This window comes from Nonomuraea angiospora (assembly GCF_014873145.1).
GTDB lineage: Bacteria > Actinomycetota > Actinomycetes > Streptosporangiales > Streptosporangiaceae > Nonomuraea > Nonomuraea angiospora.
Genome location: NZ_JADBEK010000001.1, coordinates 8,153,309 through 8,171,655, shown reverse-complemented (window position 1 = coordinate 8,171,655; position 18,347 = coordinate 8,153,309). Strand labels below are relative to the sequence as shown.

The window sequence follows — 18,347 nt, the reverse complement described above, 5'->3', positions numbered from 1 at the left end:
GATGACGTCATGGATCCTGTCCTCTGGAGGTTCGACCTACCCTGAGAACCCATGCCCATGTCACATGCGTGATCCATGCCGAACAAGATCAGACAGCCACCGGGCTCCTCCGCTCAGGTCCGTGCAATGAGGTGGTCCCAGAGCATGTTGGTAAAAACATGACCGAAACCCCCATGTCCGCCGGCGAACTGCTGGAGATCGCCGACGCCCTCCTCCCCGGCCGCTCCCTTGACGCCGCCCGCATCACCGAGGGCAATCTTCATCACGTCGTGCTCGTCCCGGGCACAGCGGCCGTACGAGTGAGCAAGCGGCCGTCGTCGGCGGAGGAGATGCCGCGCCGCATGGAGGTGTTGCGGGAGATCGCGGACGCCGGGCTGCCCTTCGCGGTGCCGGAGCCGCTCACTCCCGTGACCCGGTTCGGTGAGCGCGCGGCGGTCGCCGTTTCGTGGATCCACGGGGAGGAGCAGCCCGAGGGGCAGGGCGACCCGGATCAGATCGGAAAGCTGCTGCGTGCCGTGCGCGAGGTCCCCGTCACGCCGCGCCTGAGGCAACTGCTCAACGCCCCCAGGGAGAAGGGCTGGGCCGAGGTTCTGGCCGGGCAGGTGGTGCCGCGCCTGCCGGACAGGTGGCGGGACGAGTGCCGCAGGCGCCTGGAGGCGGCGGCGGCTCTGGAAGCCGTACCGGATGCGCTGGTCCATGGCGACCTGGGCGGCGCCAACGTGCACTGGGGCCGGGACGGCAGGTTGGTCGGCGTCCTCGACTGGGACCAGGCCCATCTGTTCGATCCCGCCGTCGACGCGGCCCTGATGGCCTGGCACGGCTGGGACACCGTCAGGCTGGCCGTGGACCCCGAGACCTACCGGCGCGCCCGCGCCTACGACGCGCCGTTCGGGGTCGGGCATCTCGTCGGGATCCTCGACGGCCGTCCGCTGACGAACGTCGACGGGTACGTGCGCAGCATCGTCGCCTGGCTCGATTCGTCTTCCTAACAGTCTGTGATTTTGCGGTCACCATAGGGTCTCTTGGTACGGTGAGTACGTACAAGTCGTCCAAGGAGAACTCAAGTGCCGGCCGGACCCGACCCCCGCGCGTTGTACGAACGCGTCGCGGACACCCTGCGCACGTCGATAGAGCGAGGCGAACTGGCACCAGGAGACACGGTGCCACCAGAGCAGGAATTGGCAGACAGACATGGCGTGTCGCGTCAGACGGTGCGACAGGCGTTGCAACAGCTCACCAACGAGGGGCTGCTCAGCAGCGGGCGGGGCCGCGGCCGTACCGTGCGCTCGCAGACGCGCCTGCGCTGGCGCCTGTCCCACTTCGAGCGCCGGGCGAGCCACCGTGCCGACGCGGACGCGTGGGCGGCCGAGGTCCAGGACCAGGGCCGCGTCCCCCTGCAGGAAGTGAGCGTCGGCCTGGAGATCCCGCCGAAAGCGGTGGCCGAACGCCTCGATCTCGACCCCGACCAGGACATTGTCGTGGTCCGGCGCAGGGTGCGGTACGTGGACGACCTTCCCTTCCAGCTGGCCGACAGCTACTTCCCGGAAGACCTGGCCAGAGGGACGGCGCTGATGCGGCCGAAGAACGTGAGCGCCCCCGGCGGCCTGCTCGCGTCCATCGGTCACCCCCAGCGACGGCTGGTGGACGAGATCCAGGTCCGGATGCCCACCAGGGACGAGTCCGCCCGGCTGGGGCTGCCTGCGGGCACGCCGGTGGCCGAGCACATGCGCACCGGCTATGACGCCGAAGGCCGGCCGGTGCGCGTGATGGTCACGGTCGCGCCCGGAGACCGGCACACGCTCGTCTACGAACTCGATGCCTCATGACCATGGCCGAGGCCGTGGACCTTTTCCACGGCGACCCCATGACGCAACCGCTGACCTACCCGGGACGCGCCCCTGCCACCTCCGGCGTGCTGATGGACGGCGCGTACCTGCAGTTGGGCTTAGAGGAGTCCGCCCCGGCGGACGACTGGCAGGCCGGAGACGAGACGCTGGGCGAGCTCCTGGCGCGCCTCGGCCGCTCCCCCATGTCGGAGCGCCACCCGGTCGTCGCCGTGGGCTCCAACGCCTCACCCGGCCAGCTGCGCCGCAAGTTCGCCGGCCGCGGGATCCCGCCGGTCATCCCCATGACGCCGGCCGAGGTGGACGGCCTCGCTCCGGGCGTCTCCGCGCACGTCAACCGGTGGGGCTACGTGCCGGCCGTGCCGGTGGAGGCCCCGGGCGAGACCTCGCGGCTCTTCGTGCTCTGGCTCGACGAACGCGAGCTGGCCGTGCTCGACCTCACCGAGCCGAACTACTGGCGTCGCCGCCTGCCCGCCGAGCGCCACCCCGTGACGCTCGACTCCGGAGGCCCGCTCCCGTCCTGTTTCGTCTATGTGGGCAGGCATGGGTGTCTGGTGGACGAGACCGGCGAGGCCAGACGGCTCGCGGATCAGCGGGCGCTGATCCAGTGCCTTCTGGACGAGTCGCCTGAGCTGCGCCGGCTGTGCGGGAGCACGCCCGAGGAGTTCGTCGTCTCCGTACGGGACGAGGCGCTCCGTGACACGATCTACCGGCTCTTCCCGGCAGAGCGACGCACGATGTCCCAGCCTGCCCTGGTGGACCTGCCGTCACGTTAGCCAGCAGGTGATCTGTGCCCGAGCACCGTCGCCGCGACGGAGCCTGGCAGCGGTATGGGGCTCAGTCCTCTGTGGGGACCTCGTCGCGCATGCCGGGCAGGATCATCGGCAGCTGCTGCGTGCCGACGGCGCCAGGGAGTTTCTGGCTTTCTCTGAAGTCGCGCAGTCTGCGCCGGCGACGGTCGCGTTCGTGGGTGAGCCACTCCCTGCCCTCCGCGGACACCGCCTCCAGGATCCTGAGTGCTCCAGTCACGCCCGAGACGTCGAGCGCGAGGGCGTACAGGTAATTGATGTTCTCCTGGACGCGGTCGATCAGGCCCTCCTCGTAGTTGTCCATGAGGACCTCGATGGAGGAGGCATTGACAAGCGAGAGCTGGAAGGCCCGTCTGAAGACCAGGTTCGGCTGCTCGTACGGGCGGATCTTGTCGCGGGTCATCACCTGCCGGCGACCGTGTTCGAAGCGCACGCTCGCCTCTACGACCCTTGCCGAGGCGATCATCTCGTACCTGAATGTGGTGCGCTCCTCGTCGTGCGTGGTGGCCGTGGCGAAGTCGAGTCTGACGGTGACCTGCCGCACGCCGCCCTCGGTGAGCAGGAAGAGCAGCACCTTGTAGGCCGAGTAGCGAAGCGGACCGTACCGGACGCGGGCGCGCAGGCAGGGGTCATCGGCCTCGGTCAGTGTGAGGTGCGCGATGACGTCGCGGTTGCTCAGGCCGTAGTCCTTCAGGGCCTGCGACTTGATCATCATCTTGTCGTAATCCAGCCACGCGGCCATCTCGCTGTCGGTGGGCCGGTCGGCCAGCACGCCGGACCAGCGCTCGTACTCCTGCTGCTCGGCGATGAACCGCCGGTGCAACTCCTCGTTGTCGCGCGGATGGCGGATGACCGCCGCGAGATAGTCGAACGTGTCGGACCAGGCCATAGCCGCGGCCAGGCCCAGCAGAAGACTGACTCCGAGCATGCCGAGGAAGCTGGCGGTCGCCGTGCCGACGAGCGCGATCAGCCCGGCGAGCACCAGTGCTGCGTTTCCCGCCACGACGGCGGCCGGTGGGCCGCTGGGAGTCAGCTGGACGCCGTCGTGGAATTGCTGCGCAGCGTTCCTTGCGTACCACTTGATGAGCCACCTGATCGGGCCCACCGACTGCTGGTCACCGCCGTACAGGTGGAGCAGGTCGGCCGCCAGCGCCGCCCGCACCGGCGTGCTGGCCCACTGCCACTGCCGTGCCGCAACAGGATCGGACGGCCCCGACTTGTCGAACCAGCGGTCAACGCTGGCCGAGACCTCCGCGCCGAAGCCCGCGTGCCGCCACGTCGGCGGTGGGCGCTTGTCCGTGGAGCGCTGTGGCAGGCCGACCTTGAAGGTGGCGATCAACCAGGCGCCGGCCAGCGCGAGGACGACGGCCAGGCCGATGGGGCTGTCCGCTGCCATGAGGCCGACCATCCAGACAACCCCCAGCCCGCCGAGCACGGCGCCGCTGATGACCTTGAACCGCTTGCCGGGTTCCAGCACGGGCCTGGGCCGCACGATCTTCCTGGGCGGCTCGGGGACGGGTTCGAAGAACTTCCAGACCCGGTGCCGACGACGACCACTGACGCGCATCTCCTTCACATGGTCTCTCTCCAGGGCTTCGATCCGATCCTGGATCCACCCGCCCATGACCATTTCGAGGTGGCGGTGAATCTCGTCCTGCCGCTCCCTCGGCAGCGCCTGGTACGCCTCGATCGCGGCGGACATGCGCTTGTCGTCGAGCGGTTCAGAATCGTCCTCGGCGATACAGTGAGTAAGTTCGGTCACTACCTCGAACGCCTGCCGCCATGGGTCGCGCGGGAACTTCACGGCCATTGCACCGGCGGCCGCCAGATGGGCGAACTCGGGCTCCCCGAGATGGTCCAGCGTGCGATCGCTCAGCGTCGCCAGGACCCAGTAATAGGCCACTTCGTTGGACTCGTGACCGTGCATCGCCGCTTCCTCGATCAGCTGCTCCGCCCTACGGGGCATGTCTCCGTTGAGATAGGCGAGCCCGACCTGGTATTTACGCTGCGGAGGATCACTCGGAGCCACCGTATATATGGTGACATTTCCATTTAAATAGCCTATTTGCGCATCAACATGCGCATCGTCCATAGCGACGTTGGTGGCGCCGTGCCAGCCGCCGTTCATCGGTTCAGCCCCTGGCCCACCGCGAGGACGACGGCGGCGATCGACGCCAGGTCGGCGACGTCGCCGAGCAGGCCCCGCACTTTCTTCAGCGCGAGCACCATTTTCCCGTGGCGCTCCTGCCCCCCGCGCCTGAGATAGGCGTCGACCTCGGCCAATTCGGCCTCCGCCGCCTCGTGGACCTCGGCCTCAAGGGCTCCCGACGCGACCGATCGGCGCATTGCCGCACGCAGCTCGGCCACCCTGACCTGTAGATCATCCTCACGGGGTGGCGCGGATCCGACGGTGACATTCCCCACGACCTTGCCGATCTGTGCGCCGACGCGAGCGTTGCCCTCGGCGACGTTCTTATACCGCTCCGACATCGGCTACCTCCCAGCCTCGTTCATCGACTCTGTATGTCGATGAACCCATCGAACAAAAGGAGCTGTACGGGCCTTGCAAACTGGTTACGAGGAATCTCAGCCAGTTGTTCACGGCGTCAGGGGCTCGTCGGACGCCTCAAAGCGCGGAGATGACGGATGACACGTACGAGGCCAGCTCGGCGACGTCGCCGAGCAGGCCCCGCAGTCTCTTGAGCGCGATCCTCGCCTTTTCCGTGCCGTGCCCGGCGCGCTCCGACAGGTACGCGGTGGCGACGGCGATCTCTTCCTCCGCCGCGGCGAAGGTGACCTCGTCCAACTCGTGGGCCTTCAGCGCCCTTCTGAGCTTGTCGCGAAGCTCCATGAGCTGGGCCGCAGGATCGAGAACACCCCCGGATGCCTGCGGGATCAAGATGTCGCCGTAGATGTTCGCCGCCTGCACGCCCACGTGCGCGTGGCCGCGGGCGATGATCCGCACGCTCTCGGCCCTACCGTTCCCCGCCGCATCGGCAGATCGCCGGTGGTGCGGCTCCAGAGCCAGTTCCTGGGCGAGGGCGATGGCGAACGCCGCCGCGTTGGCCACCGCCCTCACCTGCCAGTCGGCTCCGTCGCTGGTCACTTTGGTGCCGTCCGCCCGATCGCTGATGCCCCGCACCACTACCGTGGGCAGCGACCTGTTGAGATGGCCGGCCTGCGACACACCGGCGGCTTCCATCTCGATGGCGAGCGCGTCGTTGTACGTCTGGCGGACCCATTGGGCGTGCGCGGAGATCCTGGAGTCCTGCACCACCTCGCCGGCCGCGATGGGCCCGAAGCGCACCTTCGGCACGGCTGCCCCTTCGGGCAGGCGCCGGCTCCAGGATCCGCTCCTGTAGAGGTGGCGGGCGATCTGATCCGGCTCGTGCGCGATCTCCCAGACGCGCGGGCGCGCTTTGAACCCGTCGTCCTCGCTGGTGCCGCCGTGGTACGCGTACACGTGAGTCGCGACCACCACGTCGCCCAGGCCGACGTCGGGCCAGAGGGCCCCGGCCACGCCCACGAACAGCAGGGCGTACGGGGCGAACTCCGCGATAGCCCGCTCGGCGAGCACCGCGGCGGGATGGTTTCCCTTGCCGACCAGTCCCAAGGCCACCTGGCACCCGCCACCCGCGATCGTGCCGACCTCGAACCGCGTGCCGGCGGAATGGCGATGCGGCCGCGGATCGGCCACGTGCCTCAGGACGGCCTGATACTCCAGGTCCAGTGCGGTGAGGATCGCGATGGGACGCTCGTTCATGCCTGCCCGCCTCCCTCGGCTGGGGTCTGAACCGCCGAGCCGCCCTGCGGCATGACATGGGCCGAACGGACCATGGGGGGATTCAGCATTTGGACCGGACCCGCTCTGAAGAGCCGGGCGGGGCGGCCGTTCGCCGTACGCCGCATCGGGCCGTCCGCGACGATGAAGCCACGTGAGCCCTGCACCTTGCGGTAGAAGTTCCGGGGATCCAGCCGGATCCCCCACACTGCCTCGTACACCTGCTGGAGCTCCGAGATGGTGAACGTCTCGCCGCAGAACGCGGTGGCGAGCGCGGTGTACTCGAGCTTGGTGCGCGCGCGTTCGACGCCGTCGGACATGATCTGCCTGTGGTCGAACGCCAGCTCCACGCCGGAGGACAAGGCGTCCTCCACCGGAGTCCAGCAGGCGCCGGCCGCGTCGGTCCCGGCGACGGGCTCCGGCAGGCGCGGCGCGATGGCGAGGTGGGCGATGGACACGACGCGACCTCTGGGGTCGCGCCCCGGCTCGCCGTACACCCCCAGCGTCTCCAGATGCACGTCGACCAGCCCGGCCTCCTCGGACAGCTCCCGCCGCGCCGCCTCCTCGATGCCCTCGTGCTCGTCGCGCAGAAATCCTCCCGGCAGGGCGAGCGCGCCCCTGTAGGGCTCGATCCCGCGTTCGACGAGCAGTACGTGGAGGCGTGCGTCACGGAGGGTCAAGATCACAAGATCGACCGCGAGCAGGACGGCCGGCGGCTCCCATTGTTCGGCGTGCATGAGGACACCATAGCTTTTTGTCAGATCGACAGGAAGTCTTGGAGGGCATCGATTCCCACGGACAGTAATGGCCTGATCTCAGCCATGAGCGGCCGTGGCGCGGCACGAACAGCCTTCAAGATCTGTAGGATGCCGCCGGAGCTTCGGCTCGCTCGACGTGCTCGACCTGAGCGACAACCACATCACCGTGGTTCCCGAATGGTTCGGCGCGGACAACGAGTTGTGGGAGCTGCCGGAAAGCCTGGCGGGCCTGAGTTCGCTGGAGGAGCTGGACGCCTCCGGCAACAACCTGGGCGAGGTGCAGGAATGGGCGCTGCACCTGGTCGAGGAGGAAGAGGGGAGCTAGGGGGCGTCGACTCGCCAGGCGAGCACGCGGCCGTAGTGGGACTGGCCGTACACGTGCAGGCTCCCGCGGACGGTCGTCGCGGCGACCGAGCGGACCGGGCGGGCGAACGCGCCCAGGACGGCGAGGCGGCGCTGGGAGACGGGGTCCCAGAGGGTCACCGTGCCGTCCTCGGTCCCGGTCACCAGCAGGGCCCGGTCCCCGTGCTCGATCAGGCTCAGGCAGGTGACGGTCGAGGTGTGCGGTATCCACTCGCGGCGTTCCCAGGCGGCGGTGTCCCACAGGTGTACGTACTTCCCGCTGCCGACGGCGAGCACGTCGCGGTCGGCGATGCGGCCCATGGCCAGCCCCTCGCCGGTGTCGTCCACGTCGAGCACCTGGAGGTGGCGGCCGGTCAGCGGGTGCCAGAGATCCACCTCGTTGTCGCGCCGGGTGGCCAGCACCGGCCGGTCCCCGGCCCGGCCGAAGGCGCTCTCGCTCAGCGCGAACCCCCACCTGGGCAGCCTGGCCACGCGTTCCTGCGTGACCGGGTCCCACACCTCGGCTCCGGCCGCGAGCAGCACGCGGCCGTCGGCCTCGCCGAAGGCGAGGGCGGTGGGTGAGGAGTGGTCGAGGGTGCCGAAGGTGACCCGGCCGCCCGTGGCGTCGTCCTTGCGCGCGATCCCGCGGATCTTGCTCAGCGGCTGCCACAGCATGGTGCCGTAGGCGGCGCAGCCGCTGCTCGCGAGGTACGGCCGACCGGCCACGTTCCCGGCCGCGAGCCCGCGGCAGCAGTGGTCGTACGGCGAGAGGTCGCAGTCGTGGCCGCGGCCGCTCTGGCGGCAGCCCACCGAGCCGATCTTCTCTCCGCTCGCCGCGTCCACGACGAGCACGGTGTCACTGTGCGTGCCGACGGCCAGGGCGGGCGCGCCCTGCGCCGTGGTGAACAGCGCCAGCCCCGAGCCGCCGTAGCCGATCCGCCGGTGCTCGTGCGGCGTCCGCGCGTCCCAGAGCTGGACCGTCCCGTCGAGCCCGGCCGTGGCCAGGCAGAGGCCGCCCTCCAGGCTCCCGAACGCGGCGGACGTGATCAGGCGGGTGTCGGCGTCCAGGTAGACGTCCGTCCTGCCGCCCAGGTACGTGATCACGGCCTGCGCGGGCCGTTCCCAGGCCCGGCCGGTGTCGGTGTGGTTCGCCACGAGCATCACGTTCTGCCCGGCATGGGTGGTCATGGCCACCGGACCCTGGTCGCGGTCGAACCCCCGGCCGCGGGCCCGGTCGGCGAGGTTCTGCAGGTTCAGGTAGACGGCCTCGCGGCTCTGCACCGTGTAGTCCGGCGGGTGTTCGATCCGGACCACCACCCCGATCTCGGGCCGCCCGTTCCACTGGCCCACGAGCAGGGGCGGAGCGAACCCCTCGTTCTCCAGGTCCGGCCAGACCTCGCTCAGTCCGGCGCTGCCCAGCCGCTCGCCGGTGGCCGGGTCCCACACGTACAGCGCGTCGTAGCCCAGAGAGGCCAGCACCGCCCGCTCGCCCAGCTTCGCCACCGCGAGGTCGAGCACCGTTTCGTCCCACTCCGCACGCAGCTCACGTACGAGCTCGCCGGTGACCGGGTCCAGCAGGTCGACGCGCCCGTCATGGTCGGCGGCCAGGATCTCGTCATCGTCGTAGCCGATCGCCACGGCGAGCAGCACCCGCCCGCCCTCGGCCGCGACGAAGGCCAGGGCCGACGGGTGGCCCGCGGCCGTCTCGCGGGCGAACCCGCGCGCTCCGGTGAGCGGGTCCCAGGTACGGATGGTGCCGTCGTGATCGCCGCCGGCCAGCAGCGGGCGGCCGTCCACCACGCCGAACGCCAAGGCGCGGACGCTCGCCGTGAGGCCCTCCAGATCGGGCCCCGACTGGTCGAACGCGTCGCGCAGCCGTACCACATGATCGTCGCCGCCGCTGGCCACGAACGTACGGCCCCCGAACTCGCCCACCGCCACCGCCCGGACCGGGCCGTCGTGCCGGGCCGGGCACACGTGGAAGGCCGTGGGCCGCTCGCCGGTCTCCCACGCCAGGGCCCAGATGCCCGGCCCTGCCTCAGCCAGTGCCGCCAGGGCCTCCGGCTCCTCGGCCGCGGCGGTCGCGCGCAGGAACTCGAGCCGTTCGGGACCGGGGAGAGCGAGGAGCCGCGGGAGCGCCCGGCGGCAAGCGCGCAGGACGGCCGGTGGCCAGGGCCCGCGGAGCGCGCCGCGCAGGAGCTCCGCCTCGTGCAGTGCGGTGAGATCGAGCGGCATCGGCGCTGCTCCTCTCCTCGCGCTCGGTCAGAACCTAGTGATCGTGATCGCTGAGACGCGGCGCGCTTCGCCAAATCGTGATCCGGCCGGCCGGGAGGAGGGATATATTCTAAAATTCCTTAGAATGTGAGAAGGAGTGGTCATGTCCTACCCCGAGCCCCGTTACCTGGCAGAGGCCGGCGAGCACAGTGGCGTCCTGCGCACGGCGGACACCCCGACCGACCTGTCGATGGCCAGCGGCACGCAGGTGCACTACCTCGGCACGGGCGGCTCGACGAACGGCGCGTTCGGCCTGTACCGGTGGGAGATGGGCCCGCGCCCGTCCGGTCCCGGCGCGCACTTCCACCGCACGATGACCGAATCGTTCTACGTGCTGTCCGGCACCATCCGGCTCTTCAACGGCGAGAAGTGGGCCGAGGGGAGGCCCGGCGACTTCCTGTTCGTCCCCGAGGGCGGTGTGCACGCCTTCCGCAACGAGTCGGGCGAGCCTGCCTCGATGCTGATCCTCTTCACCCCGGGCGCGCCCCGCGAGGCGTACTTCGAGGAGCTCGCCGACATCTCCAACACCGGGCGGCAGCTCGGCCCCGAGGAGTGGACCGAGCTGTTCCTGCGTCACGACCAGTACATGGTCTGATGTCCGAGTCCCCGGAGGAGCCGATCTACCAGCAGCTGGCCCGCATCGGCAAGGCCCTGGCCAGCCCGGTGCGGCTGCGCCTGCTGGACGTGCTCGGCCAGCGCGAGCACACGGTCGAGGAGCTGGCCCAGGCGGCGGGGGTGCCGCTCAAGAACACCTCCGCCCAGCTCCAGCAGCTTCGGGCCGTCCACCTGGTGACCAGCAGGAAGGAGGGCCAGCGGGTCTACTACCGGCTGGCGGACGAGCGGGTGTCGCGGTTCCTGGCGGAGCTGCGGGGGTTCGCGGAGGAGCGGCTGGCCGAGCTGCGCGACGCCGTACGGGCGCGGCTCGGGCCCCTTGAGGGTGTGACCGCCGACGAGCTGGCCTCCCGCCTGGCCGATCCCGGGACGCTGGTCGTGGACGTGCGCCCGGCCGCCGACTACGCGGCCGGGCACGTGCCGGGGGCGATCTCCCTGCCCATGGCCGAGCTGCGCGAACGCCTGGACGAGCTGCCCGGGGAGAGGCAGATCGTGGCGTACTGCGGCGGGCCGTACTGCGCGGTGTCCTCGGAGGCCGTCCGCGTCCTGCGCGAGCACGGCCACGCGGCCCACCCCCTCGACGGCGGCTACCTGGGCTGGCAACAGCGGTGAAGCGCGATAAGGCCGTAGCGAGGCCCGGTAAGGCCCACCGCCCAGGGCATCGACCCGGGCCAGGAGCTGTACCTGCCGGCCGAGATGCTGCGCCGGCAGAACGAGGCCAAGCGCGCCATTTGCACCGATCTGGCCGCCTCGGTCTCCCGCGGCGAGAACCGCGTCCTGGAGAACGCCTCGCACGGCTGGATCCACGTCGAAGGGGCCGACGCCGTCCTCCAGGGCATCCAGGACCTGATCGAGAAGGTCTGAACCATCACTGCGCCTCGTGCGGCAGCTCCTCGGGACGCCCGTGTAATCGCCCGAGCATCACGGGGGCACGGCGCGGGTCCGCCCGCATCAGGCGATGCCGGCGGCGGGCACCGCGCACGTACCCCCAGGCGCAGCCCACGAGCGCCACGGCGGTGAACGCGGCCAGCCGGAGCAGGTCGTCGGCGCCGAAGGCCAGTTGGCCTTGGGGATGCGCCAGAAAGCCCGTTGCGAAACACCACGACATCGCGCCCGTCGCCAGCGCGGCGAAATAGCGCCGCGCCCAGGCGCCGAACACAGCGACCGCCACCGCCATGACGATGATGCGTGCCGCTGCCTCGGAGAAAGCCAGCGCGGCGACGACGCAAGCGCCGACCGCCCACACGAACCCGGCGGGAAGCAGCATCTCCACAGGACGCCCGCGCATCGACCATCCTCTCTGTGGCAGCAATTTCATAAAACCCGCCCGGGCCCGCGGGGGCGAGATCTACTCCGGCATTACTTCGCGCTGACCACAGCCGTCGACGCGTTGTTCACGCGGTGCGGCGACCGGTCAGGCCACGTGCTTCGCGGGCCCGGCCATCGTGCCCGCCGGGTCGATGAGGAGGCCGATGACGTCGAGCCCGGCGATCATGGAGCGCAGCGCCGGCACCGTGAGCAGCACCGACGGCTGCTCCACCCCGAGGACGTCGGCCAGCTTGAGCGCCGAGGTGAACGCGACCGCCGTCCGCCTGCCCGAGGCCGTGCGGAACAGCCGCAGGGCCGAGGCACACGTGCCCACCCTGACGGGGACGAACAATCGGGGCTCTGACATCTGCTTCCTTCCAGCGAGAAGTCGTACGCAGCAGACGCTAGAACCGCCACCGGCGACATTGCTCGACCGATACGCATTCCAGACGCACGCCTGACGCCCCGTTGACACCACCGCGCCAGTCGAGGTCACGGCACGAAGCGGTAGCCCATCCCGGGCTCGGTGATCAGGTGGGCGGGGTGGGCCGGGTCGCGTTCGAGCTTGCGGCGCAGCTGGGCCATGTACTGGCGCAGGTACTGCGTCTCCTTGACGAACTTGGCGCCCCACACCTCGGTGAGGATGTGCCGCTGGCTGATCAGCTTGCCGGGATGGCGCAGCAGCATCTCCAGGATCTGCCACTCGGTCGGGGTCAGGCGCACGTCGCCGGTGACGGTCTTGCCGGCCAGGTCGACCACGTGGTCGCCGAGCTGGATGAGGGCCGGCTCCGCCTCCTGGATGGCCGTGCGGCGGGTGACGGCGCGCACCCTGGCCAGCAGCTCGTCGATGCCGAAGGGCTTGGTGACGTAGTCGTCGGCGCCCGCGTCCAGGGCCTCGATCTTGTCCTGGTTGCCGGCCCGCCCGGACAGCACGATGATCGGGATGGCGGTCCAGCCGCGCAGGCCGTGGATGACGTCGACACCGTCCAGGTCGGGCAGGCCCAGGTCGAGGATGACCAGGTCCGGCGGCAGGTCGACGGCCGCGCGCAGGGCCGCGGCGCCGTCGGCGGCGACGTCCACGTCGTAGTGGCGGGCGACGAGGTTGATGCGCAGCGCGCGCAGGATCTGGGGCTCGTCGTCGACGACGAGGATGCGGGTCACGCCGGCACCGCCCGCGACGAGACGGGCATGGTCAGGATCATGGTGAGACCTCCCCCTGGTGTCTCTTCCGGTACGAGGGTGCCGCCCATCGCCTCGGCCAGGCCGCGCGAGAGCGCCAGCCCGAGGCCGACGCCCGAGTGGTTGTCGCGGTCGCCGAGCCGCTGGAACGGCTGGAAGACGCGGTCGTGCGCCTCGGGCGGGATGCCGGGGCCGCGGTCGATGACGCGGATCTCGACGTGCTCCCCGTGCCGGCTCGCGGTGACCAGCACCGGCTCGTCCGGCGGGCTGTAGCGGACCGCGTTCGACATGAGGTTGACCAGGACGCGTTCGAGCAGGGCGGGGTCGGCGACGATCTCCGGCAGCTCGATGGAGACGTCCCCCTCGATGCGGTCGCGCACCGGGCCGAGGTCGTCGACCGCGCGGGGGACGACCTCCTCCAGCGCGACCGGCTCCGGGGTCAGGCCGAGCACGCCGGCCTGCAGGCGGCTCATGTCCAGCAGGTTCGCCACCAGGCGGTCCAGCTTGTCCAGCGACTCCTTCGCGGTGTCGACCAGCTCGGCCCGGTCGTGGTCGCTCCAGTCCACGTCGGTGTTGCCCAGGCTCTCCACGGCCGCCTTGGCCGAGGCGAGCGGCGTACGCAGGTCATGGCTGACGGCGGCGAGCAGCGCCGTGCGCATCCGGTCGGCCTCGGCCAGCGGGCGGGCCCGCTCCGCCGCCTCCTGCAGGCGCTCCTGCCGCAGCGCGACGGCGGCCTCCGCGGCGAACGACTCCAGCACCGTACGGTCGGCGGCGTCCATCGGCCCGCCCCTGGCAGCCAGGATCATGTCGTCGTCGATGACCACGTCGGTGTCCGACTGTCCCGGGCAGGTGGGCGGGGCGCCGCCGGAGGTGGCCACGATCCGCCAGGCGTCCGGGTCAGACCGGTGGTCCGGCGTGCGGCCGGCGCCGGGCCGGCGTTCCAGCAGGGTCACCGAGGTGAAGCCGAACGTCTCGCGCATCCGTTCCATCAGGGACGGCACCGCGGCCTCGCCGCGCAGCACGTGCCCGGCCAGCGTGGCCAGCAGCTCGGCGTCCGCGCTCGCGCGGGCGGCCTGCCTGGTACGGCGGGCGGCGAGGTCCACGATCGAGCTGACCGCCACCGCGACCAGCACGAACACGACCAGCGCGAACAGGTTCTCCGGATCGTTGATGGTGAACTCGCCGATCGGCGGCGTGAAATACCAGTTGAGCAGCAGCGATCCCCCGATGGCGGCGGTGATGGCCGGCCACATGCCACCGGCCAGCGCGACCCCGACGGTCAGGCAGAGGAAGAACAGGATCTCGCTGGGCAGCGACAGCACGTCCCTGAACGGCGCGAGCAGGGCCGTCAGCAGCGGCATCCCGGCGACCGCCAGCGCCCAGCCGGTCAGGCGGCGCTTCCTGGTGAGCGCGGCCCGCGTGCGCGCGGGCCGGCGGCGGCCCTTCTTGGCCTCGTCGTGCGTGATCATGTGGACGTCGATGGAGCCCGACCGCGCCGTGGTCTCCACGCCGACGCCCCGGGAGAAGATCTGCGCGAAGCGGCCTCTCCTGGACGCTCCGAGGACCAGCTGCGTGGCGTTGACGCCGCGGGCGAAGTCGAGCAGCGCCTGGGGGATGTCGTCGCCGACGACCTGGTGGTAGGTGCCGCCCATGCTCTCGACCAGCGTCCGCTGGCGGGCCAGCCCGGCCGGATCGGCCCCGGTCAGCCCGTCGGCGCTGGTGACGTGGACGGCCAGCAGGTCGGCGCCCTTGGTGCGGGCGGCGATGCGGGCCGCCCGGCGTACCAGCGTGTCGCCCTCGGGGCCGCCGGTCAGGGCCACCACGACCCGCTCGCGCGCCTCCCAGGTGGTGGCGATGCCGTGCTCGGCGCGGTAGCGGTCGAGCTGGTCGTCGACCTTCCCTGCGACCCACAGCAGGGCCAGTTCGCGCAGGGCGGTGAGGTTGCCGACGCGGAAGTAGTTCGACAGCGCGGCGTCGACCTTGGCGGGGGCGTAGACGTTGCCGTGGGCCATGCGGCGGCGCAGCGCCTCCGGTGACATGTCGACCAGCTCGACCTGGTCGGCGCGGCGCACCACCTCGTCGGGGACGGTCTCGCGCTGCGGGACGCCGGTGATCTCCTGGACGACATCGTTGACGGACTCCAGGTGCTGGATGTTGACCGTCGAGATGACGTCGATCCCGGCGTCCAGGATGTCGTCGATGTCCTGCCAGCGCTTGACGTTCTTCGAGCCGGGCACGTTGGTGTGGGCCAGCTCGTCGATCAGCGCCGCCTTGGGGGCGCGGGCGATCACCGCGTCGGCGTCGAGCTCGGTGAACGTCGCGCCCCGGTGCGTCATCGTCCGGCGCGGGATCACCTCCATGCCGTCCAGCAGGGCCGCGGTCCGGGCGCGGCCGTGGGTCTCGACGAAGCCCACGACCACGTCCCGGCCGCGCTCCATGCCGCGACGGCCCTCGCTGAGCATCGCGTACGTCTTGCCGACCCCGGGCGCCGCCCCGAGGTAGACCCGCAGGCGGCCCCGGCTCATGACCGGTCCAGCGCCAGGTTGAGTTCGAGCACGTTGACGGCGGGTTCGCCCATGAAGCCGAGCACCCGGCCGGTCGTGTTCTCGTCGATAAGCGCCTTGACCCTGTCGAGGGGCAGGCCGCGTTCCCTGGCCACGCGGGGCGCCTGGAGCTCGGCGTAGGCGACGGAGATGTGCGGGTCGAGGCCGGAGCCGCTGGCGGTCACCGCGTCGGGGGGCACCGGCACCTTGCCCACCTCGCCGCGCACGGGCACGGTCCGGCCGGCGGCGTAGTCCTCGCCGGGCTTGGCGCACTCCACCTTCAGCCCCTGGTAGGTGGCGACGAAGGGGGCGGCGGGGCAGGCCTGGTTGACGCTGACCGCCCTGCCGGGGAAGACCTTCAGCACCGCGCCGACCCCGTCAGGGGTGCAGTACGGGCGGGCGCCGCTGACGCCCTCCAGCTCGCCGACCACCTTGGACCGGGCGCACACCTGCGTCAGCAGCGACTGCCTGCCCTCGGCGCCCGGCACCGGCAGCACATCGACGACGTCCTCGGGGCCCAGGTTGCTCGCCCCGGTCGAGGTCGGGTCGTAGCCGTCGCCGGCGGCCGACGGGCGGGACTGGAAGTACTTCTTCACCGGGTTGCCGCCGGCGTCGGTGAAGGACTGGCCGATGATCGCGCTGCCGGCCCGCCCGATCGAGCCGTTGGCCTTGCCGTTGAACAGCGCCTGCGCGATCCCGGTGGTGGCCAGCGGGTAGATCAGGCCGAGCAGCACGGTCAGGACGGCCACGGCCCTGATCGCGGCCAGATGCCGGCGCAGCCAGCTGGGTAGACGGTCCATTACGACATCCCCGGAAGAAACTGAATGAACAGGTCGATGATCTTGATGCCGGCGAACGGCGCGACGATGCCGCCCAGGCCGTAGACGTAGAGGTTGCGCGAGAGCAGCTTGGAGGCGCTGGAGGGCCGGTACCGGACGCCGCGCAGCGCCAGCGGGATCAGCGCGATGATGACCAGGGCGTTGAACACGACCGCGGACAGGATCGCCGACTGCGGGCTGGCCAGGCGCATGACGTTCAGGGCGTCCAGGCCCGGGTAGACGGCCGCGAACATGGCCGGGATGATCGCGAAGTACTTCGCGATGTCGTTGGCGATGGAGAACGTGGTCAGCGCGCCGCGGGTGATGAGCAGCTGCTTGCCGATCTCGACGATCTCGATCAGCTTGGTCGGGTTGGAGTCGAGGTCCACCATGTTCCCGGCCTCCTTGGCGGCCGAGGTGCCGGTGTTCATCGCCACGCCGACGTCCGACTGGGCCAGGGCGGGGGCGTCGTTGGTGCCGTCGCCGGTCATCGCGACCAGGCGGCCGCCCTGCTGCTCCTTCCTGATCAGGGCGAGCTTGTCCTCGGGGGTGGCCTCGGCCAGGAAGTCGTCCACGCCGGCCTCGTCCGCGATGGCCTTGGCGGTCAGCGGGTTGTCGCCGGTGATCATGACGGTGCGGATGCCCATGCGGCGCATCTCGTCGAAGCGTTCGCGCATGCCCTGCTTGACCACGTCCTTGAGGTGGATGACCCCGAGCACGCGGCCCTTCTCCGCGACGACCAGCGGGGTGCCGCCGGAGCCGGAGATGCCGTCCACGATGTGCCCGACCTCGTCGGTGGGGTGGCCGCCCCGGTCGCGGACCCACTTCATCACCGCGGTCGCCGCGCCCTTGCGGACCTGCCGCTCGCCCAGGTTGACCCCGGACATGCGGGTCTGGGCGGTGAACTGCACCCATTCGGCGCCGTGGATCTCCCGCTCGCGCAGGCCGTAGCGCTGCTTGGCGAAGACGACGATCGAGCGGCCCTCGGGGGTCTCGTCGGCCAGGCTGGACAGCTGCGCGGCCTCGGCGAGCTCGGCCTCGGTGACGCCCTCCACGGGGACGAACTCCGACGCCTGCCGGTTTCCCAGGGTGATCGTGCCGGTCTTGTCCAGCAGCAGCGTGGACACGTCGCCGGCGGCCTCGACCGCGCGCCCGCTCATCGCCAGCACGTTGCGCTGGACCAGGCGGTCCATGCCCGCGATGCCGATGGCCGACAGCAGCGCGCCGATCGTGGTCGGGATCAGGCACACCAGCAGCGACACCAGCACCACGCCGGCGACGCCGTCGGAGGTGAGCGCGAGCGAGTCGGGCACGCCCGGGTTGGTGAGCTTGGAGTAGATGGCCAGCGGCTGCATGGTGACGGTGGCCACCAGGAAGATGATCGTCAGGGCCGCCAGCAGGATGTTGAGGGCGATCTCGTTCGGCGTCTTCTGCCGGTTCGCCCCCTCGACCAGGGCGATCATGCGGTCGATGAAGCTCTCGCCGGGCTTCTGGGTGATCTGGACGACGATCCGGTCGGACAGCACCCTGGTGCCGCCCGTGACCGCCGAACGGTCGCCGCCGGACTCGCGGATCACCGGGGCGGATTCGCCGGTGATGGCCGACTCGTCCACCGAGGCGATGCCCTCGACCACGTCGCCGTCGCCGGGGATGGTCTCCCCGGCCTCGACGATCACGAAGTCGCCCTGCCGCAGCTCGGGCGCCGCGACCACGTCCCAGTCCGCGGACGCGCGGCTCCTGAGGCGGCGGGCCTGAGTGTCGGTCTTGGCCTTGCGCAACGTGGCCGCCTGCGCCTTGCCGCGTCCCTCGGCGACGGCCTCGGCCAGGTTGGCGAAGACGGCGGTCAGCCAGAGCCAGACCACGATGGCCCAGGCGAAGAACGAGGGGTCGAGGATCGCCAGCACCGTGGTGAACACGGCGCCGACCTCGACGATGAACATCACCGGGTTACGCCACAGCGTCGCCGGGTTGAGCTTCTTCAACGCGTCCGGCAGCGACGTCAGCAGCTGTTTCGGGTCGAGCAGACCGCCGCCCACGCGGCCGTTCCGCTCCGCCTTCTTGAGCGCGGGGGATGACATG

18 protein-coding genes are annotated in these 18,347 nt (G+C 70.7%); 7 read left to right on the top strand and 11 right to left on the bottom strand.

All coding sequences use genetic code 11. The annotated features are described in order from the left end of the window. Positions 1 to 158 precede the first annotated feature (158 nt). The 3 genes from H4W80_RS37400 (at position 159) to H4W80_RS37390 (ending at position 2,620) form a co-directional block, all read left to right on the top strand. Positions 159 to 989, top strand: a complete 831-nt coding sequence (locus H4W80_RS37400) for a phosphotransferase family protein (protein WP_225963870.1) — start codon at positions 159 to 161, stop codon at positions 987 to 989. Positions 990 to 1,064: 75 nt separating this feature from the next. After that, a complete protein-coding gene (locus H4W80_RS37395; protein WP_192789372.1) occupies positions 1,065 to 1,826 on the top strand; it encodes a GntR family transcriptional regulator in 762 nt (253 codons plus the stop codon). Then, complete coding sequence (locus H4W80_RS37390) at positions 1,823 to 2,620, top strand: hypothetical protein (RefSeq protein WP_192789371.1); 798 nt, start codon at positions 1,823 to 1,825, stop codon at positions 2,618 to 2,620. The genes H4W80_RS37395 and H4W80_RS37390 overlap by 4 nt, the downstream gene beginning before the upstream one ends. A 61-nt stretch (positions 2,621 to 2,681) precedes the next feature. On the opposite strand, the gene H4W80_RS37385 is transcribed toward H4W80_RS37390, so the two are convergent. The 4 genes from H4W80_RS37385 to H4W80_RS37370 all read right to left on the bottom strand — a co-directional run bounded on the left by H4W80_RS37385 (position 2,682) and on the right by H4W80_RS37370 (position 7,171). Then, a complete protein-coding gene (locus tag H4W80_RS37385) occupies positions 2,682 to 4,781 on the bottom strand; it encodes a hypothetical protein (protein WP_192789370.1) in 2,100 nt (699 codons plus the stop codon). Beyond that, entirely contained in the window at positions 4,778 to 5,143 is a 366-nt protein-coding gene (locus H4W80_RS37380; protein ID WP_192789369.1) for a hypothetical protein, read from the bottom strand. The genes H4W80_RS37385 and H4W80_RS37380 overlap by 4 nt, the downstream gene beginning before the upstream one ends. A gap of 136 nt (positions 5,144 to 5,279) precedes the next feature. Further along, the gene (locus H4W80_RS37375) at positions 5,280 to 6,416 is read right to left on the bottom strand and encodes a 5'-methylthioadenosine/S-adenosylhomocysteine nucleosidase family protein (protein ID WP_192789368.1); all 1,137 of its coding nucleotides are present in this window, start codon (positions 6,414 to 6,416) and stop codon (positions 5,280 to 5,282) included. Continuing rightward, positions 6,413 to 7,171, bottom strand: a complete 759-nt coding sequence (locus H4W80_RS37370; RefSeq protein WP_192789367.1) for an NUDIX hydrolase — start codon at positions 7,169 to 7,171, stop codon at positions 6,413 to 6,415. Before H4W80_RS37370 ends, H4W80_RS37375 begins: the two co-directional genes overlap by 4 nt. A 94-nt stretch (positions 7,172 to 7,265) precedes the next feature. Here H4W80_RS37370 and H4W80_RS37365 point away from each other — a divergent pair, with 94 nt between their 5' ends. Continuing rightward, a complete protein-coding gene (locus tag H4W80_RS37365; RefSeq protein WP_192789366.1) occupies positions 7,266 to 7,517 on the top strand; it encodes a leucine-rich repeat domain-containing protein in 252 nt (83 codons plus the stop codon). Here the strand turns inward: H4W80_RS37365 and H4W80_RS37360 are convergent. Continuing rightward, positions 7,514 to 9,769: a WD40 repeat domain-containing protein gene (locus H4W80_RS37360; protein ID WP_192789365.1), complete on the bottom strand. Its 2,256-nt coding sequence runs from the start codon at positions 9,767 to 9,769 to the stop codon at positions 7,514 to 7,516. The two genes, H4W80_RS37365 and H4W80_RS37360, sit on opposite strands and share 4 nt — an antisense overlap. 142 nt (positions 9,770 to 9,911) lie before the next feature. Between H4W80_RS37360 and H4W80_RS37355 the strand changes: the two genes are divergently transcribed. The 3 genes from H4W80_RS37355 to H4W80_RS37345 all read left to right on the top strand — a co-directional run bounded on the left by H4W80_RS37355 (position 9,912) and on the right by H4W80_RS37345 (position 11,284). Then, complete coding sequence (locus H4W80_RS37355) at positions 9,912 to 10,403, top strand: cupin domain-containing protein (protein WP_192789364.1); 492 nt, start codon at positions 9,912 to 9,914, stop codon at positions 10,401 to 10,403. Then, positions 10,403 to 11,032, top strand: coding sequence for an ArsR/SmtB family transcription factor (locus tag H4W80_RS37350; protein ID WP_192789363.1), 630 nt, complete (start codon positions 10,403 to 10,405; stop codon positions 11,030 to 11,032). Before H4W80_RS37355 ends, H4W80_RS37350 begins: the two co-directional genes overlap by 1 nt. A gap of 84 nt (positions 11,033 to 11,116) precedes the next feature. Further along, positions 11,117 to 11,284 (top strand): hypothetical protein, encoded by a 168-nt coding sequence (locus tag H4W80_RS37345; protein ID WP_192789362.1) that lies wholly within the window; start codon positions 11,117 to 11,119, stop codon positions 11,282 to 11,284. 4 nt (positions 11,285 to 11,288) lie between these two features. On the opposite strand, the gene H4W80_RS37340 is transcribed toward H4W80_RS37345, so the two are convergent. The 6 genes from H4W80_RS37340 to kdpB form a co-directional block, all read right to left on the bottom strand. Beyond that, entirely contained in the window at positions 11,289 to 11,687 is a 399-nt protein-coding gene (locus H4W80_RS37340; protein WP_192789361.1) for a hypothetical protein, read from the bottom strand. Positions 11,688 to 11,834: 147 nt separating this feature from the next. Next, a complete protein-coding gene (locus H4W80_RS37335) occupies positions 11,835 to 12,095 on the bottom strand; it encodes an SAV_915 family protein (protein WP_192789360.1) in 261 nt (86 codons plus the stop codon). A 125-nt stretch (positions 12,096 to 12,220) separates the two neighbouring features. After that, positions 12,221 to 12,889, bottom strand: a complete 669-nt coding sequence (locus tag H4W80_RS37330) for a response regulator (protein WP_192789359.1) — start codon at positions 12,887 to 12,889, stop codon at positions 12,221 to 12,223. After that, on the bottom strand, positions 12,886 to 15,432 hold the full coding sequence (locus H4W80_RS37325; protein WP_192789358.1) for a DUF4118 domain-containing protein: 2,547 nt from the start codon (positions 15,430 to 15,432) through the stop codon (positions 12,886 to 12,888). Before H4W80_RS37325 ends, H4W80_RS37330 begins: the two co-directional genes overlap by 4 nt. Beyond that, entirely contained in the window at positions 15,429 to 16,250 is an 822-nt protein-coding gene (locus tag H4W80_RS37320; protein ID WP_192789357.1) for a potassium-transporting ATPase subunit C, read from the bottom strand. The genes H4W80_RS37325 and H4W80_RS37320 overlap by 4 nt, the downstream gene beginning before the upstream one ends. Further along, positions 16,250 to 18,346, bottom strand: a complete 2,097-nt coding sequence (gene kdpB / locus H4W80_RS37315; RefSeq protein WP_192789356.1) for a potassium-transporting ATPase subunit KdpB — start codon at positions 18,344 to 18,346, stop codon at positions 16,250 to 16,252. Before kdpB ends, H4W80_RS37320 begins: the two co-directional genes overlap by 1 nt. Between the last annotated feature and the right edge of the window lies 1 nt (position 18,347).

What these genes read in the sequence shown, in the direction of transcription:
- H4W80_RS37400 (WP_225963870.1), top strand. Translation starts at nt 159, where the DNA reads ATGACCGAAACCCCCATGTCCGCCGGCGAACTGCTGGAGATCGCCGAC.
- H4W80_RS37390 (WP_192789371.1), top strand. Translation starts at nt 1,823, where the DNA reads ATGACCATGGCCGAGGCCGTGGACCTTTTCCACGGCGACCCCATGACG.
- H4W80_RS37385 (WP_192789370.1), bottom strand. Translation starts at nt 4,781, where the DNA reads ATGAACGGCGGCTGGCACGGCGCCACCAACGTCGCTATGGACGATGCG.
- H4W80_RS37380 (WP_192789369.1), bottom strand. Translation starts at nt 5,143, where the DNA reads ATGTCGGAGCGGTATAAGAACGTCGCCGAGGGCAACGCTCGCGTCGGC.
- H4W80_RS37375 (WP_192789368.1), bottom strand. Translation starts at nt 6,416, where the DNA reads ATGAACGAGCGTCCCATCGCGATCCTCACCGCACTGGACCTGGAGTAT.
- H4W80_RS37370 (WP_192789367.1), bottom strand. Translation starts at nt 7,171, where the DNA reads ATGCACGCCGAACAATGGGAGCCGCCGGCCGTCCTGCTCGCGGTCGAT.
- H4W80_RS37360 (WP_192789365.1), bottom strand. Translation starts at nt 9,769, where the DNA reads ATGCCGCTCGATCTCACCGCACTGCACGAGGCGGAGCTCCTGCGCGGC.
- H4W80_RS37355 (WP_192789364.1), top strand. Translation starts at nt 9,912, where the DNA reads ATGTCCTACCCCGAGCCCCGTTACCTGGCAGAGGCCGGCGAGCACAGT.
- H4W80_RS37350 (WP_192789363.1), top strand. Translation starts at nt 10,403, where the DNA reads ATGTCCGAGTCCCCGGAGGAGCCGATCTACCAGCAGCTGGCCCGCATC.
- H4W80_RS37345 (WP_192789362.1), top strand. Translation starts at nt 11,117, where the DNA reads ATGCTGCGCCGGCAGAACGAGGCCAAGCGCGCCATTTGCACCGATCTG.
- H4W80_RS37340 (WP_192789361.1), bottom strand. Translation starts at nt 11,687, where the DNA reads ATGCTGCTTCCCGCCGGGTTCGTGTGGGCGGTCGGCGCTTGCGTCGTC.
- H4W80_RS37335 (WP_192789360.1), bottom strand. Translation starts at nt 12,095, where the DNA reads ATGTCAGAGCCCCGATTGTTCGTCCCCGTCAGGGTGGGCACGTGTGCC.
- H4W80_RS37325 (WP_192789358.1), bottom strand. Translation starts at nt 15,432, where the DNA reads ATGAGCCGGGGCCGCCTGCGGGTCTACCTCGGGGCGGCGCCCGGGGTC.
- H4W80_RS37320 (WP_192789357.1), bottom strand. Translation starts at nt 16,250, where the DNA reads ATGGACCGTCTACCCAGCTGGCTGCGCCGGCATCTGGCCGCGATCAGG.
- kdpB (WP_192789356.1), bottom strand. Translation starts at nt 18,346, where the DNA reads ATGTCATCCCCCGCGCTCAAGAAGGCGGAGCGGAACGGCCGCGTGGGC.